The 12,263-nt window shown below is 60.3% G+C and carries 16 protein-coding genes; 13 read left to right on the top strand and 3 right to left on the bottom strand.

The window, feature by feature from the left end:
* Positions 1-21 precede the first annotated feature (21 nt).
* Both EN846_RS13050 and EN846_RS13045 read left to right on the top strand, forming a co-directional pair.
* The gene (locus EN846_RS13050) at positions 22-570 is read left to right on the top strand and encodes an HNH endonuclease signature motif containing protein (RefSeq protein WP_135913893.1); all 549 of its coding nucleotides are present in this window, start codon (positions 22-24) and stop codon (positions 568-570) included.
* The gene (locus EN846_RS13045) at positions 567-3,098 is read left to right on the top strand and encodes a hypothetical protein (RefSeq protein WP_135913894.1); all 2,532 of its coding nucleotides are present in this window, start codon (positions 567-569) and stop codon (positions 3,096-3,098) included. The genes EN846_RS13050 and EN846_RS13045 overlap by 4 nt, the downstream gene beginning before the upstream one ends.
* Here the strand turns inward: EN846_RS13045 and EN846_RS13040 are convergent.
* Together EN846_RS13040 and EN846_RS13035 are read right to left on the bottom strand one after the other, a co-directional pair.
* Positions 3,091-3,327 carry a hypothetical protein gene (locus tag EN846_RS13040; RefSeq protein ID WP_135913895.1) on the bottom strand — a complete coding sequence of 79 codons (237 nt, stop codon included), beginning with the start codon at positions 3,325-3,327 and terminating at the stop codon, positions 3,091-3,093. The genes EN846_RS13045 and EN846_RS13040 overlap by 8 nt on opposite strands.
* Positions 3,324-3,515: a hypothetical protein gene (locus EN846_RS13035; RefSeq protein ID WP_135913896.1), complete on the bottom strand. Its 192-nt coding sequence runs from the start codon at positions 3,513-3,515 to the stop codon at positions 3,324-3,326. The genes EN846_RS13040 and EN846_RS13035 overlap by 4 nt, the downstream gene beginning before the upstream one ends.
* 78 nt (positions 3,516-3,593) lie before the next feature.
* Here EN846_RS13035 and EN846_RS13030 point away from each other — a divergent pair, with 78 nt between their 5' ends.
* From EN846_RS13030 to EN846_RS35095, 11 genes are all read left to right on the top strand, one after another.
* A complete protein-coding gene (locus EN846_RS13030) occupies positions 3,594-6,146 on the top strand; it encodes a hypothetical protein (protein WP_135913897.1) in 2,553 nt (850 codons plus the stop codon).
* Between the two features lie 189 nt (positions 6,147-6,335).
* Entirely contained in the window at positions 6,336-6,818 is a 483-nt protein-coding gene (locus tag EN846_RS13025; protein WP_135913898.1) for a lysozyme, read from the top strand.
* 103 nt (positions 6,819-6,921) lie between these two features.
* Positions 6,922-7,293 (top strand): hypothetical protein, encoded by a 372-nt coding sequence (locus tag EN846_RS13020; protein WP_135913899.1) that lies wholly within the window; start codon positions 6,922-6,924, stop codon positions 7,291-7,293.
* Positions 7,290-7,547, top strand: coding sequence for a hypothetical protein (locus tag EN846_RS13015; RefSeq protein ID WP_245518719.1), 258 nt, complete (start codon positions 7,290-7,292; stop codon positions 7,545-7,547). The genes EN846_RS13020 and EN846_RS13015 overlap by 4 nt, the downstream gene beginning before the upstream one ends.
* Positions 7,544-7,723 (top strand): hypothetical protein, encoded by a 180-nt coding sequence (locus EN846_RS13010; RefSeq protein ID WP_135908419.1) that lies wholly within the window; start codon positions 7,544-7,546, stop codon positions 7,721-7,723. The genes EN846_RS13015 and EN846_RS13010 overlap by 4 nt, the downstream gene beginning before the upstream one ends.
* Positions 7,724-7,755: 32 nt before the next feature.
* Positions 7,756-8,301 carry a hypothetical protein gene (locus EN846_RS13005; protein WP_135913900.1) on the top strand — a complete coding sequence of 182 codons (546 nt, stop codon included), beginning with the start codon at positions 7,756-7,758 and terminating at the stop codon, positions 8,299-8,301.
* Positions 8,298-8,696 carry a MotA/TolQ/ExbB proton channel family protein gene (locus EN846_RS13000; protein ID WP_135913901.1) on the top strand — a complete coding sequence of 133 codons (399 nt, stop codon included), beginning with the start codon at positions 8,298-8,300 and terminating at the stop codon, positions 8,694-8,696. The genes EN846_RS13005 and EN846_RS13000 overlap by 4 nt, the downstream gene beginning before the upstream one ends.
* Positions 8,693-9,241: a hypothetical protein gene (locus EN846_RS12995; protein ID WP_135913902.1), complete on the top strand. Its 549-nt coding sequence runs from the start codon at positions 8,693-8,695 to the stop codon at positions 9,239-9,241. The genes EN846_RS13000 and EN846_RS12995 overlap by 4 nt, the downstream gene beginning before the upstream one ends.
* Positions 9,238-9,675: a hypothetical protein gene (locus EN846_RS12990; RefSeq protein ID WP_135913903.1), complete on the top strand. Its 438-nt coding sequence runs from the start codon at positions 9,238-9,240 to the stop codon at positions 9,673-9,675. The genes EN846_RS12995 and EN846_RS12990 overlap by 4 nt, the downstream gene beginning before the upstream one ends.
* Before the next feature lie 33 nt (positions 9,676-9,708).
* On the top strand, positions 9,709-10,608 hold the full coding sequence (locus EN846_RS12985) for a hypothetical protein (protein ID WP_135913904.1): 900 nt from the start codon (positions 9,709-9,711) through the stop codon (positions 10,606-10,608).
* Positions 10,605-10,775 (top strand): hypothetical protein, encoded by a 171-nt coding sequence (locus tag EN846_RS35095; RefSeq protein WP_189523691.1) that lies wholly within the window; start codon positions 10,605-10,607, stop codon positions 10,773-10,775. Before EN846_RS12985 ends, EN846_RS35095 begins: the two co-directional genes overlap by 4 nt.
* 440 nt (positions 10,776-11,215) lie before the next feature.
* Here EN846_RS35095 and EN846_RS12980 read toward each other — a convergent pair whose 3' ends face one another.
* A complete protein-coding gene (locus EN846_RS12980; protein WP_189523692.1) occupies positions 11,216-11,986 on the bottom strand; it encodes a tRNA(His) guanylyltransferase Thg1 family protein in 771 nt (256 codons plus the stop codon).
* Positions 11,987-12,263 lie beyond the last annotated feature (277 nt).

The following is a 12,263-nucleotide window of genomic DNA, read 5'->3' as shown; positions in this document are numbered from 1 at the left end:
TCATTGTTTGTGAGGCACAAAATGACCAACAAAAAAGAACAAGTTCTGACAGCAGCAAAGCTGAAGGAACTGTTTTCCTACGACCCAGAGACGGGCCACTTCACCCGCTTGAAGCGTGGCGGCTCTTCGGGGAAGAATGTTTCCAAATGGCAACCCGGACAGATCGCCGGGTCAATCACCAATCGAGGCTATATCGCCATCCGAATTGACGGGTACTCCTATTCGGCCCACCGGCTGGCCGTCCTATACATGACGGGCGAGTGGCCCAAGGATAGCGTGGACCATAGCGACGGAGACTTCGCCAACAACGCGTGGGGTAACCTTCGCGAATGTACGCACGCGGAAAACCTCCAGAACATGAAAATACCCACAAACTGCACCAGCGGTTACGTGGGTGTCTACTGGAAGCAGCATAAAACGAAGCCTTGGGTGGCGACCATTACGGTGGAAGGAAAGCGCACCTTCCTCGGACATTACCCAACGCCACAAGACGCGCATACCGCTTATCTCGCAGCAAAAGCCAAGATGCATCGGTTCCAACCTGTTCCGCGAGAAATGGCCGCCGCATGAAAATCCGCTACAAGATCGGCGATGCCTGTTTCAATGCGGCCAACGCAGCTTCGGGCCAAAAGCTCAACCGCGAAGAGATCGAAGCCGCCTTCCAGCGCATGGCCGAATACAAGCAGACGCTACAGGCCAGCGGCAACATCGACGGCATGGCCGACAAGCTGGAGTCCTTTGCCGAACGGGAAGCAGAGCGCACCAAGATTGCGGCGGCCATGCAGCGCCGTCACGCCGCCCTGAACATCCTTGTTCGCGACCGTCTTGACCAGACCGTCACCGGTTTCATCAATGCTGGCATGTCGCCGCGCAAGGCGCTCCTTGCCGTTCTGGAGGGCACGCAGCGGGGCATCGAGGGCGGACGCAACTCGGTCGGCGCGCTGAACATGGCCTATGAGGCCCGCTATATCGGCGGGTTGTTCGGTGAATTGCAGGCCAAGTCGCCGCATCTCATGCATGCCTTGCGTGATCCGAAGCTTGACGCCGACATCATGCGCGAGATGGCGGAACTGAAGGAGGGCGGCAAGCCTGGCATCACCGGCAACAAGGACGCGCAGCTCGTCGCCAAGACATTCGCCACCTATGCCGAGATGAGCCGCACCGATCTGAACAAGCTTGGGGCATCGATCGGCAAACTGGACGGCTGGGCCGGTGCGCAGACGCATGACGACATGAAGATGATCGCAGCTGGTAAGGAAGCGTGGATTTCTTCCATCCTGCCTAAGCTTGATCTTGCTCGCACGTTTCCCGATGTGAGCTCGGCCGGCGAGATAGAAGAGGCGCTTTCCGGCATCTATGACACGCTCGTTACCGGCATGCCGAACAAGCCGACGCCGAAGGAATTGGGACAGCGCGTCAACCCGGCCAATCTGGCGAAATCGCTCGGTAAGTCTCGCGTCCTGCATTTCAAGGATGCAGATGCGGCCCTGTCCTACCGCGATGAATTCGGCTTCGGCACCACGACGTCTGGCATGGTGGCGCATCTGCGCTCTGCCTCCCGGATGGCAGCCAACATGGAAGCGCTCGGGCCAAATCCGGAATTGATGTTCGGCTCACTGGTGGATGGCCTGAAGCGCTCGATCAAGGAAGACGCAAGCCTCTCGCCGGCCGAGAAGATCAAGCGCATGAAGGGCCTGACGACGGACGCAGGCCAGTTGCGGCATGCGATCGACATCTCAACCGGCATGATCTCTCGCCCGGTTGATGTTACGGCAGCCAAGATCGGCGGCGATATCCGCGCCGTCCAGTCGATGGCTAAGCTTGGGGCCGCCATCTGGTCTTCGATGTCGGATACCGTGACGGCGGGGCTTGCCTCGCAGTTCCGTGGCTCCGGCTTCTTCAAGGGCTTCGTTGCCCAGCTTGACGGACTTCGCCATGGTAGGCCGAAGGGCGAGATGGCGGAGATATCCTACCTGCTGGGCGAGGGCTTCGACGGCATCATTGGCCACATCGTTTCGCCGGCAGCGGCGGTGGACGGCCCAGTTGGTCGCCTCTCGAAAGCGCAAGAGACGTTCTTCCGTTGGAACGGCCTATCCTGGTGGACCGACATCCAACGCGCTTCGGCTGGTCGTATGATCTCGGCAGAGATGGGCATGAGGGCAAAGGCAGCCTTTGCCGATCTGCCGGCGAACTATCGCCATGTGCTTGGCCTGCATGGCATCGGCGAAAAGCAGTGGGAGGCCATCCGCAAGATCGAAGGGCGGGACATCGGCGGCAAAGCCTACATCACGCCGGATCAGGTTCGCAATCTGCCCGATGAGGCGGTGGCCGGTCTGGGTAAGGATGCCGACACTGCCAGGCACGATCTGGAAATGGCGCTGCACCGCTTCGTCGCGGATGAGACATCGTATGGCGTGATCGAGACCGATGCGCGCTCTCGCCGCACGACGACGTGGGGCACCCGTCCCGGCACGCTGGCAGGCGAAGGCATCCGCTTCATCATGCAGTTCAAGGGCTTTCCGATCGCTTTTTCCCAGCGGGTAATCGGCCGCGCCGCCTTCGGCTTCAGGCAAGGCGCAAAATTGGAGCAAACCGCCCATATCGGCACGCTCATCGCCGGTCTGACGATGGCCGGCTATGCCGCGATGACAATGAAGGATTTGACCAGGGGATATTGGCCACCGCGAGACCCGACCGACATCAAGACGTGGGAGGCGGCCTTCGTTCAAGGCGGCGCAGCCGGCATCTATGGCGACTACCTCTTCGGCCGCGTCAATCGCTTCGGCTCCGGTATCGCAGAGACCGCCATGGGGCCAGCGCTCGGCACGGCATTCGATGCGATGGATCTGATCCTGAAGGCGAGGGACGCCAGCATAAGCGCGGATGAACAGGTGAAGCTCGCCGACTGGCTGAACTTCACGACACAGAACACGCCGTTTGCGAACCTGTTCTATGTGCGGCCGGCGTTGGATTTTCTGTTCCTGAACTCAATGCGGGAAGCAGCAAGCCCCGGCTTCATGCGCAAGACTGAAAGCAAGCGGCGCACGCAATATGGGCAGCGCAGCATCATGCCCAAGCCACTGACGCCGTTCAACTGAGCAGGCCGGCACCTATCACCGCAAGCACGGCAACACCGGCCATCATCTGGAGCCATCGCTTCAGGAGCAAGTCAGCCTCTCGGAGACCGGCGGCGATATAGCCGGTTCCCCACAGGAAGCCGAGAAGCCAGACGGCGAATAGCACAGCCGGATTGACGGAGCCGATCAAGAGGCTGGCGGCAAGCGACCACGCCACGGCGAAGGATATGAACGCGACGAACTGGTTCAACGGCGCAGAAACCGTAGGCCGGAACCGATCAGGATGCCGACAAGGCACCAGGCCCACGGCTCTCGCGTTCTTGCGAGCCAGTAGGAAAACGACAGTCCATCACCTTGGGCGAAGAAGCCCACGATCACCAGAAGCACCGCCCCGATAGCCGAGGCGATCACAAAGTCTAAAGCGGCCGATTTCTGCATTGCCGCGCACTCAACTCCAAAACCCAGAATTTCGCAAGGCCGCTTCTCTCGGAGCGGTTTATTCATGGAGCCTGCCCAGTGACCAGCATCCAGATCGACCGCACTGACGGGCTCTCCAGCTCGACCGCGATCAAAGGCCCGTGCCTCGTCGCGACGACCGCGAACATCACGCTTTCCGGTGAGCAGACCATCGACGGGGTGGCAGTGGTCACGGATGACCGCGTGCTGGTGAAGAACCAGACGGCGGGCGTAGACAACGGCATCTGGAAAGTCTCGACTGGCGTCTGGTCGCGCACCAAGGATTTCTCCGGCAATCGCGATGTCAAGACTGGGACGATGGTCAATGTCGTCGGCGGCACCGTTGGTTCTGGCTGGTGGCAGGTTACGACTTCCGACCCGATCACCATCGGGACAACAAGTATAGCGTTCGCGCAGGTGCTTCAGCCATACGATGCCGACCTGGCGAGTTGGGCGCTCGTCACGCGCGCCGCCGGCTTCGATACCTTCACCGCAACGCCGTCGAGCGCCAACCTCCGCGCACTGATGACGGACGAGAGCGGCACAGGCCTCGCCTATTTCCAGAACGGAGATCTTGGAACGCCCTCGGCTGGTGTCGCTACCAATCTGACCGGTCTGCCGCTGACAACTGGTGTCACCGGCACGCTGCCAATAGCAAACGGCGGAACGAACGCGACCGCCGCTGATGCGGCACGGCTGAACCTTGTCCTCCCGACCTATACCACGCTGGCCCTTCTTCCAGGCCTGGACACCACTAAGGACGCCCTAGCCTATGTGACCGACTTCGGGCAGGAGGGCTGGTTCAAGTGGGATGGCTCTGACCTGTCCACGCGCACCGTCATCCAAAGTGTGACATCGACCTCAGTCGATAGCGGTACGGAGATCATCACCAAAGCAGGGCATCTGCTCTCGACCGGCTCAGGCGTCGTCCCGACCACGACAGTCAACGGCCTGACTTTGAACACCGTCTATTACGCCATCGTGATCGATGCGAATACCTTCAAACTGGCCGCCAGCCCCACGGATGCAATTGCTGGCACGGCAGTGAATCTGACGGGCACGACCAACTTCACGATGAAGCAGGTCCGTGATCCGCTCCAGCGCGTCTATGTCATCAAGACCGGCGGGCAACTGGACGGCACGGCTGGCGCATGGGTCAAGGCGCAAGGAGCGCAGGACCTCGGTATCAGCACGCCGAACTTCCACCGTTTCAATGACCGCCTTTTGCTCGGGCTTGGGGCTACCGGCTGGATGGGTGATTCATCCGGCATGGGATCGTCTGGCGCTGGCTCTTGGCTACTTGACGAGCAGGGCTCAGGTTCGGCCTTCAATATGTCGTATCTGCTTGTCGGCTCGGCACTGTCGTCTGTGACAAACCCTGTCGCCGGGTTCCCCCATGGCGGCATCCTCGGTGCGACACGTTCGCTTGATGGCGCCGATAGTCAGACCAGTTATTGGGGTGTGGCGGGCTTCTCGTCAGGTCATGCGACATCGGGCAGTTCGGTCGGCTGGGGCGGATATTTCGAAGGGGTAAAGCGATCCGGTTCGAACACCACTATGCAGGGCCTTGAGGTCGAGATTACGAACCTCAATTCGACGCCTGTCAACCCGGTCATCTCTCCGGAGAGTACCTATGTTCAGGGCCGCACCTTCGGCATCTTCATGGCATCCGGTGGTAGCAATGCCTCCCCGTCTGATGCTGACTCGGCATTTTTCATCGGGAACAACGGGGCGAAGTTCCGCACCGGCCTGACGTTCTATAGCAATGGCCTCACCAAGGACGCTTCGACCAACTACCAGCACGCAATCCTTCTGCCGACGAAGGGGCGCGTCGAATGGTACACGTCGGACGCGCTCGGCAACTATGCATGGACACAACATTCTGAAGTCAGCAACTCCGCCAATTCCCATTACTGGATCGCGCAGGATGGCGGCTTCTTCATGTATAACGTGAGTGGCGGCATCTACAGCCGCATCTCTACGAACACCAGCGCTTCCGGCAACTACGTCCACACGATCGCCTCGAACCCCGGCGCAGCAGTCCAGCTTGTTGCGGCTGGCGGCGATACCAACATCAACCTGATGCTCGGCGCCAAGGGGACGGGTGGTGTCATGCCGCCGTCGAACGACGCCTTTGCTCTCGGCTCGGCCACGGTATCATGGTCGGATCTGTTCCTTGCCTCTGGCGGCGTGATCAACTGGAACAACGGCAATTACACGGTCACCCATACCTCTGGCGTGCTGACTTTCTCTGGCTCGGTGCTTTCGGCAGGCGCTACTAGCGGCATCGGCTACGCGACTGGTGCTGGTGGCACTGTCACTCAAGGTACTTCCCGCACAACGGGTGTCACTCTCAACAAGGTGAGCGGCGCCATTACCATGTTCACCGCTGCCGGCTCCGCCACTCCAGCGTCGTTCACGGTAACGAATTCTGCGGTTGCTGCGACGGACACCATCATTCTCAACATCAAGTCCGGCGCGACCAATACGTACTTCTATTTCGTGACCACCGTGGCGGCGGGCAGTTTCGTCATCACGTTCTGGACGACTGGCGGAACGTCGTCCGACACCCCTGTGATCAACTTCAACGTCATCAAGGGCGTGGCGGCTTAACCGACTGCTGGCTTGTACTCCGGGTATCCAGCCAGATCGCCCCAAGCGCCAGAGCCTTCGGCTGGAGCCTTTCGACCCTCTCTGATCTTTTTCAACGTCTCAGCGTCAACTGAGGGGCGGGGCTCGAGAGTGTCTTTTTCTGTCATCAGCCTTTCTCGCATCAATTCACATCGATCTCAAGAGGTTCCCATGGGAACGAGAACACGCCTGGTTGGCGCGGCCGGGGCGCTGACGGCGCTTGGCACGCTCGCCTTCAACACGGTTGGCGGCTATGAGGGCCTTCGCCTTGTGGCCTATCAAGACGTGATCGGGGTTTGGACGGCCTGCAGGGGCGAGACAGCCGGCATCAAGAAGGGCATGCGCTTCACCCGCGAGCAGTGCGACGTGATGTTCATCGATTCCCTGACCAAGCATGAGGCTGGCATGCGGGCCTGCCTCAAAGACCCGGATGGCATCCCGGCCGAAATCTACGTCGCGGAACTCTCGCTCACCTACAACATCGGCGTCGGTGGTTTCTGCAAGTCATCCATGCCGGCAAAGCTCAATGCCAGGAACTATGTGGCGGCCTGCAACACGTTCGGTTCGTTCGTGAAGGCTGGCGGCAGGGTCATCAAGGGCCTTGTGACGCGCCGACTGCAAGAGGCGGCGCTCTGCCGGAAGGGCCTCCGCTGATGATGATCGCAACCGTCCTCTATGCCGGCCTCGCGACCATAGGCTCCATCGTCTGCCTGCTCATCGTCCTGTGGGTTCTTGCGGGCTTCTTCTGGGGGATAAAATGATTGCCGCCATAGCGCGCGCGCTCGGCATAGACAGCCTAATCGTCTATGCGGTCATAGCTTTGGCCGCTGGTGGCGGTTTCTTGCTCTGGAGCGCCCATAAATACAATAGCGGCTACGCCGATGGCTCGTCTCATGAACGCGCCGCATGGGTAGCGCAGCGCGAAGAGGACCAGGCTAAGCAGCTCGCTAAGGTCGCCGCCGATCAGCGCAAGATAGACCAGATCGAGGCCGACAATCTAGCGCTTCAGGGCCAGCTTGCCGAGACGCAAGCCGCGCTTGAAACCGCCATCCACACCGAAGGCGCGGACCAGAAGCCGGCGATGTCGAAGGGCGTTGCCAAAGCTGTGAACAGGACGGGCCGCCCATGAAAATCCTTCTCCTGTGCGGCGCGCTGGCGCTCTCTGGCTGCATGACGGATAGGCATTCTGTCCTGCCGCCCGTCACCGCGAAAATCCCGCAATCGCTCAAGCAAGCCTGCTCCGGCGTCGTCGCCATCCCTGAGCGCGACCTCACAGAGGGCGAAATCGCGCGGCTGTGGGCGAAGGACAGAACCTCATTGCTAATCTGCTCGCGGCGCCATGGAGCGCTGACGAAAGCAGCCTCCGTTTTGGAGGGAAAATGACGGTGGAAAAAGTGACCAATACTGTAGCCGCCGCCTCCGTCATCTCGCCGCTCTGGCTGCCTTCGCTCGCAGAGGTGTCGCAAGCCGCCGCGCTCATGCTCCCGATCCTAGGCTGCCTGTATCTGCTCGTCCAGCTCTACTGGAAAATCTCCGGCCGGGATCGCGACCGGGACTAAGCCTACCCTCCTCAAATCGAAGGAATACCGCCGTGGGTGAACATCCGCGCTTCTGGGTTGCGTTTTCGATTCTGCTGGCTTCGTTGGCCTTGGCCATGTTCATGTCTGTAGTCCTGACCATTCGTGCGCACGCTGCGCCGATGCCTTCCCCGCCCATTGTTCACATCACCAACGACGGCGGCGGTTCCGTCACGGAATACTATCAGCGCTACAAGGCGCTTTCGAACGCCGGAACCGAGATCCATTTCCATGGCTGGTGCATGTCCGCGTGTACCATGTTTCTGTTTACGGAATTCACCGGCATCAAGGCCTGCGCCGATCCTGGCGCGATGTTCGGCTTCCACAAGCCATTCCAGATGAAGGCCGACCGCAAGACCGTCCTGCGCACCAAGGCCGCCGTAAGGTCCGCTCGTCAGATATGGAGCCTCTATCTCGAAAGTTTGCCGCCCCTCCTGCGCCAATACCTGAAGCGCGTCCGCGTCCCATCCCCAACGGCGGGCGACGAGACAAACACCATGTTAATCATCCCGGCCGAGATGCTGCTTCCGAAATGCCCAATGACGGTGGCAGCGCAATGATCAGACTTTTTGTGCTAAATTTCGCCGGCCTCTGCGGATTGGCATGGGCTGCTTCCCTCGGCTACGTCCAGTTCGTCTTCACCCATGACGTGTCACACATCAGCTACCTGATCTCGGCGGTGTTCGCTGCCGCCATGGTGGGCGTCTTCCTCGGCAAGACCGGCCATCTGGAGCGCACAGAGGTCTGGCTGGTGACGCTCGGCCTCATCGGCAACGTCGTCGGCTTCATCATCGCTCTTCAGAACATCGACACCGGCTCGCTTGGGACCGCTGAGGGCGTCCAGAAGGTTGCCGCGTCTCTTCTGGCTGGCATGGGCGTTGCCTTCTGTAGCACGCTTGTAGGGGCCGTCTCGGCGCTCTGGATTAGCGTCAATGCCTGGGTGATCGGCAAATGACGCCGATTCTCGTTCGTGACTTGCTCATGAACATGCTTTTGGGCCTCACGGCGCTCGTCGTGCTGGTCCTCGCGCAGATCAACCCGATCGCCAAGAACAACCCTGACAGCACCAAGCCGCCCGGCGATATCATGGTCTGCATCTTCTGGCAGGGCGGCCATGATGTCGATCTATGGGGCGGCGATCCGAAAGACAAGAAGGCTGTAGGCTACTCGAACAAGAACGGCGAGGTTCTAGACCTTGTGCGCGATGATATCGGCAAGGACGCCTTGACCCGCCCGCGCACCGAATGCCAGTTCGCACGCGGCCTTCCCGATGGCCGCTGGGTGTTCAACATCCACGGTTTTTCCATCACTCAGCCGGAAGTCATGGTGCACGCCGAAATCCGGCTTGGCGGGGAGTTCGGCTTTAGCCTGCTTCTCGAACGCGATCTAACCATCAAGCAGCGCCAGGAACGCACCATAGCGCAGTTCCGTTTGGCTGGCGGCAAGGTTGTGCCGGGATCGGTCAACGAAGTTTTCGTCCCGTTGAGGTCGGCCCAATGATCCACGCATCGGTCTGGCTAGGCCTGTCGCTTCTGCTCTGTTTCTACTCATGGCTCGCGGGAAAACGTCTAGCGGCTCTGTTCTTGCCTCTCTCCGTCCTCATCGCCGCTTTTGCTCTCTGGGTGCCTACAGGAAGCCCGCGCTTCACGCCGCCGCCTGCCGGCAAGTACACAGTTCTTGGCGCTCACATCGACGTTGACGTGGCTATCTATGCCCTTCTAGACGATGGCAAGGGCGAGCCGCGATACTATCGGCTGCCGTACTCCACCAGCCAGGCTAACGCGCTCCAAGCCGCCCAAGACGGCGCAGAGGGCGGCCAAGGCGTGCAAGCTACCGTCGATGGCGAGGGCGGTGTCGCGTATGACGGCGAGCCGCCGCCTACGGCCGACGAAGCCCCCAAGGTGCCAGAGGCTCCGGCCCTCTCTATTCCGTAGACCCTCCCGTCAACAGCATAGGGACCAAACCGCATGGGTGCTCCACCCAAGTTTTCCGATGCCGACTTGCTTCTTCATTGGGAGCAGACCGGCAATATCCGCGAGACGGCCCGACGATTGAAAGTCAAATACAACGCCGTCTATGAACGCCTCATCAAAGGCAATTTCATCCAAGCCGCCACCTTCGACCCAGGCCGCGGCAGCTTCACGTCAAGGACCATCCCAGAGGGGATAACCCTCATCGTTCCCGATCTCCAGGCGCCCGCACATCATCCAGACGCGCTGGCCTTCCTCTGCGCGGTGCGGGACAAGTTCAAGCCCCTCAACACCGTCTGCATCGGCGATGAGGTCGATCTGAACTGGCTCTCCGACTTCGCCAAGCTCCCCGAGGTCGATCAATCGCATAGCGAATGGGCCGCCGCGCAAGCCTTCATGCGAGCGTTCTATGCGGAGTTTCCCGAGGGCGTCTCATGCGTGTCGAACCACGTTGAGGGCCGCCTGGCTAAAGCCAGAACACGCGGGCGCATACCTCCTGCCTTCCTTCGGCCGGTTGAGGATCTTCTGGACGCGCCGGTCGGCTGGAGCTGGCACAGTTCCATCAGGATGGGCGACATCCTCATCCGCCACGGCCACAGAGACACCGCTGGCCTCAAGCGCGTCATCGTTGAGGAAATCCCCGCAGAGCACGGTAGGCACCTTTCCCTGCTGATCGGGCATTTCCATTCGCGCATTGGTGTTGCGACCCCGGATATCAAGATCGGTGAGAAGTTCTTCTGGGGTGCGTTCACCGGCTGCCTTGTCGATCCCCGGCATCCGTTCTTCTCCTATTCCAAGGGCACCGAAAAGCTCGGGACCGTTGTCCTGGTTCATGGCCGCGTGGTGCCGGTAGCAATGTCACTTGATGAACGCGGGCGCTGGACAGGTGTTCTATGAGCGAAAGAGTTCGGGTCCGTGTCTCCACCGATGGTAAGCAACCCTGCTGGGAGCTTTTGGTCGATAACCTCAAGGTCTGCGATCTCACCTACATCGAGACGCTGGAGCTTGGCCTGCAAATCATGAGCAGCTTGCGATGGATCACGGAAGCCCTACCCAGGAAGTAGCCTTCGACCAGACGGACGAGCTGGCGAGATGGCTATTCAACCTCGCTGACCCATCTGGCATCTGGGCCGCCGAGGACGAATCCACTCGCCTGCATTTCCGCCGCCAAGCCCAGCAGAAGCTAACGGCTGACCGCTCCTTGCCCCGCTCTATCTGGCCTGCTGGGTGAGGGGGATTTGCGTTTGAGCGCTGGAAATGCTAGGTAATTCTGGAACGGTCAGGTTCTTTCAAATTTTCGCTGGGCTGCTCTCGTCTCCCTGGCAATCAGATGCGAGAGGGCGGAACGGGCTTCCGCCGCACCGGTTCGTCCGGTTAGTAAGTGTCCGGCGCTGCAGCGTCGTGAATATGGTCTGATCTAGACCCAGGCACCAAGAGATGCAGGAAGTTGCCGCCCTGCCTCGCACTCCACCTCTCCCCGCGCTATATCCCTTCCCATGCCCCATCAGGCGAACAGCAAGCCGGCTCGATCATCGACGCCCCGAAGCTCTGGCATCGGAACCTCAACGACATCGGTCCTGTCTATCGGGCCAGTCGGCCGATACTGCTCCGGTATCCTGGCAAGCTCTGCCTCCGTCATCTCGCGCAGCACCTTCACGCGCTTGATGAGCGTCCCGCGCTTGAAGAAAGTCGGGAATGCATCGAAGTCAACGCCAGCGCCAGCCAGCATCGCCAACTGGTCATCGGCATGCTTCTCATGCAGAGCCTTGGCCGAGAAGTGATGACGCGCCGCCATCTGAATGGCGTTCTTCCTCGCGTCCATCTCGCGCCAGTAAATGGCCTTTGCGGCGTCCTCCAGGCTTACAGCGAAGGCTCTGGAGTCGAACTCGGGAAACTGCCGCTCCACGAACGCCTCAAGCCCGTTGGCCATCGCTGCCCTGTAGAACAGATGTGTGGCCTTGGAGGCGGTTCGGCTGGCAAGTTTCTGGAACTTCCCGCCATGCGCAAGCTCGCTGGTCGGCACCGGCTCCCAAAGCACTAGCGATATCTCATCGGACTGGGTATAACCAAGAGCCGCGCCGAACTCAGTCACCAGCCCTTTCGCGGTCTCGATCATGGCGGCCGACATGCGCCGGTCAAATGGCCGCTCCATGCCCTTGGTGAACTTGGAGAAGCGGTTGCCGTCGATGCGGATATAGACGGCCTGACCGGGCAACCCGCGCCTGCTGGTCTCAGCACCCTCGATGCTCTTCAGGTAGTCGCCTAGCGTGTCCATCTTCATTTCCGTGTTATACCCTCCGCATGCCCCTCTACGAAGTCTCCATAGTCGAAAAGCAGCCCAACGGCTCCAACCTCATCCGGGTATTGCTGAAGACAACGGATGTAGAGGAAGCGAATATGCTGATCGAGGCCTTGAGGCAAGACGGCGTGAATGCGAAGGTTACCGTGTTTCTGCCGAGGAAGCGGTAGGCCGTCGAGAGCGCTCTTCCCAGATGCCGTACCCCTTGCCGAAGAGAGCGCCGCAAGCGAAGATGCAGACGACGGCGCTGGGG

Source organism: Mesorhizobium sp. M4B.F.Ca.ET.203.01.1.1 (assembly GCF_004791025.1).
In the GTDB taxonomy this organism is placed as follows: Bacteria; Pseudomonadota; Alphaproteobacteria; order Rhizobiales; family Rhizobiaceae; genus Mesorhizobium; species Mesorhizobium abyssinicae.
This window is presented reverse-complemented; position numbering and strand designations above follow the sequence as displayed.

What these genes read in the sequence shown, in the direction of transcription:
- EN846_RS13020 (WP_135913899.1), top strand. Translation starts at nt 6,922, where the DNA reads ATGATTGCCGCCATAGCGCGCGCGCTCGGCATAGACAGCCTAATCGTC.
- EN846_RS13000 (WP_135913901.1), top strand. Translation starts at nt 8,298, where the DNA reads ATGATCAGACTTTTTGTGCTAAATTTCGCCGGCCTCTGCGGATTGGCA.
- EN846_RS12990 (WP_135913903.1), top strand. Translation starts at nt 9,238, where the DNA reads ATGATCCACGCATCGGTCTGGCTAGGCCTGTCGCTTCTGCTCTGTTTC.
- EN846_RS13045 (WP_135913894.1), top strand. Translation starts at nt 567, where the DNA reads ATGAAAATCCGCTACAAGATCGGCGATGCCTGTTTCAATGCGGCCAAC.
- EN846_RS12995 (WP_135913902.1), top strand. Translation starts at nt 8,693, where the DNA reads ATGACGCCGATTCTCGTTCGTGACTTGCTCATGAACATGCTTTTGGGC.
- EN846_RS13050 (WP_135913893.1), top strand. Translation starts at nt 22, where the DNA reads ATGACCAACAAAAAAGAACAAGTTCTGACAGCAGCAAAGCTGAAGGAA.
- EN846_RS13035 (WP_135913896.1), bottom strand. Translation starts at nt 3,515, where the DNA reads ATGCAGAAATCGGCCGCTTTAGACTTTGTGATCGCCTCGGCTATCGGG.
- EN846_RS13015 (WP_245518719.1), top strand. Translation starts at nt 7,290, where the DNA reads ATGAAAATCCTTCTCCTGTGCGGCGCGCTGGCGCTCTCTGGCTGCATG.
- EN846_RS35095 (WP_189523691.1), top strand. Translation starts at nt 10,605, where the DNA reads ATGAGCGAAAGAGTTCGGGTCCGTGTCTCCACCGATGGTAAGCAACCC.
- EN846_RS13010 (WP_135908419.1), top strand. Translation starts at nt 7,544, where the DNA reads ATGACGGTGGAAAAAGTGACCAATACTGTAGCCGCCGCCTCCGTCATC.
- EN846_RS12980 (WP_189523692.1), bottom strand. Translation starts at nt 11,986, where the DNA reads ATGGACACGCTAGGCGACTACCTGAAGAGCATCGAGGGTGCTGAGACC.
- EN846_RS12985 (WP_135913904.1), top strand. Translation starts at nt 9,709, where the DNA reads ATGGGTGCTCCACCCAAGTTTTCCGATGCCGACTTGCTTCTTCATTGG.
- EN846_RS13025 (WP_135913898.1), top strand. Translation starts at nt 6,336, where the DNA reads ATGGGAACGAGAACACGCCTGGTTGGCGCGGCCGGGGCGCTGACGGCG.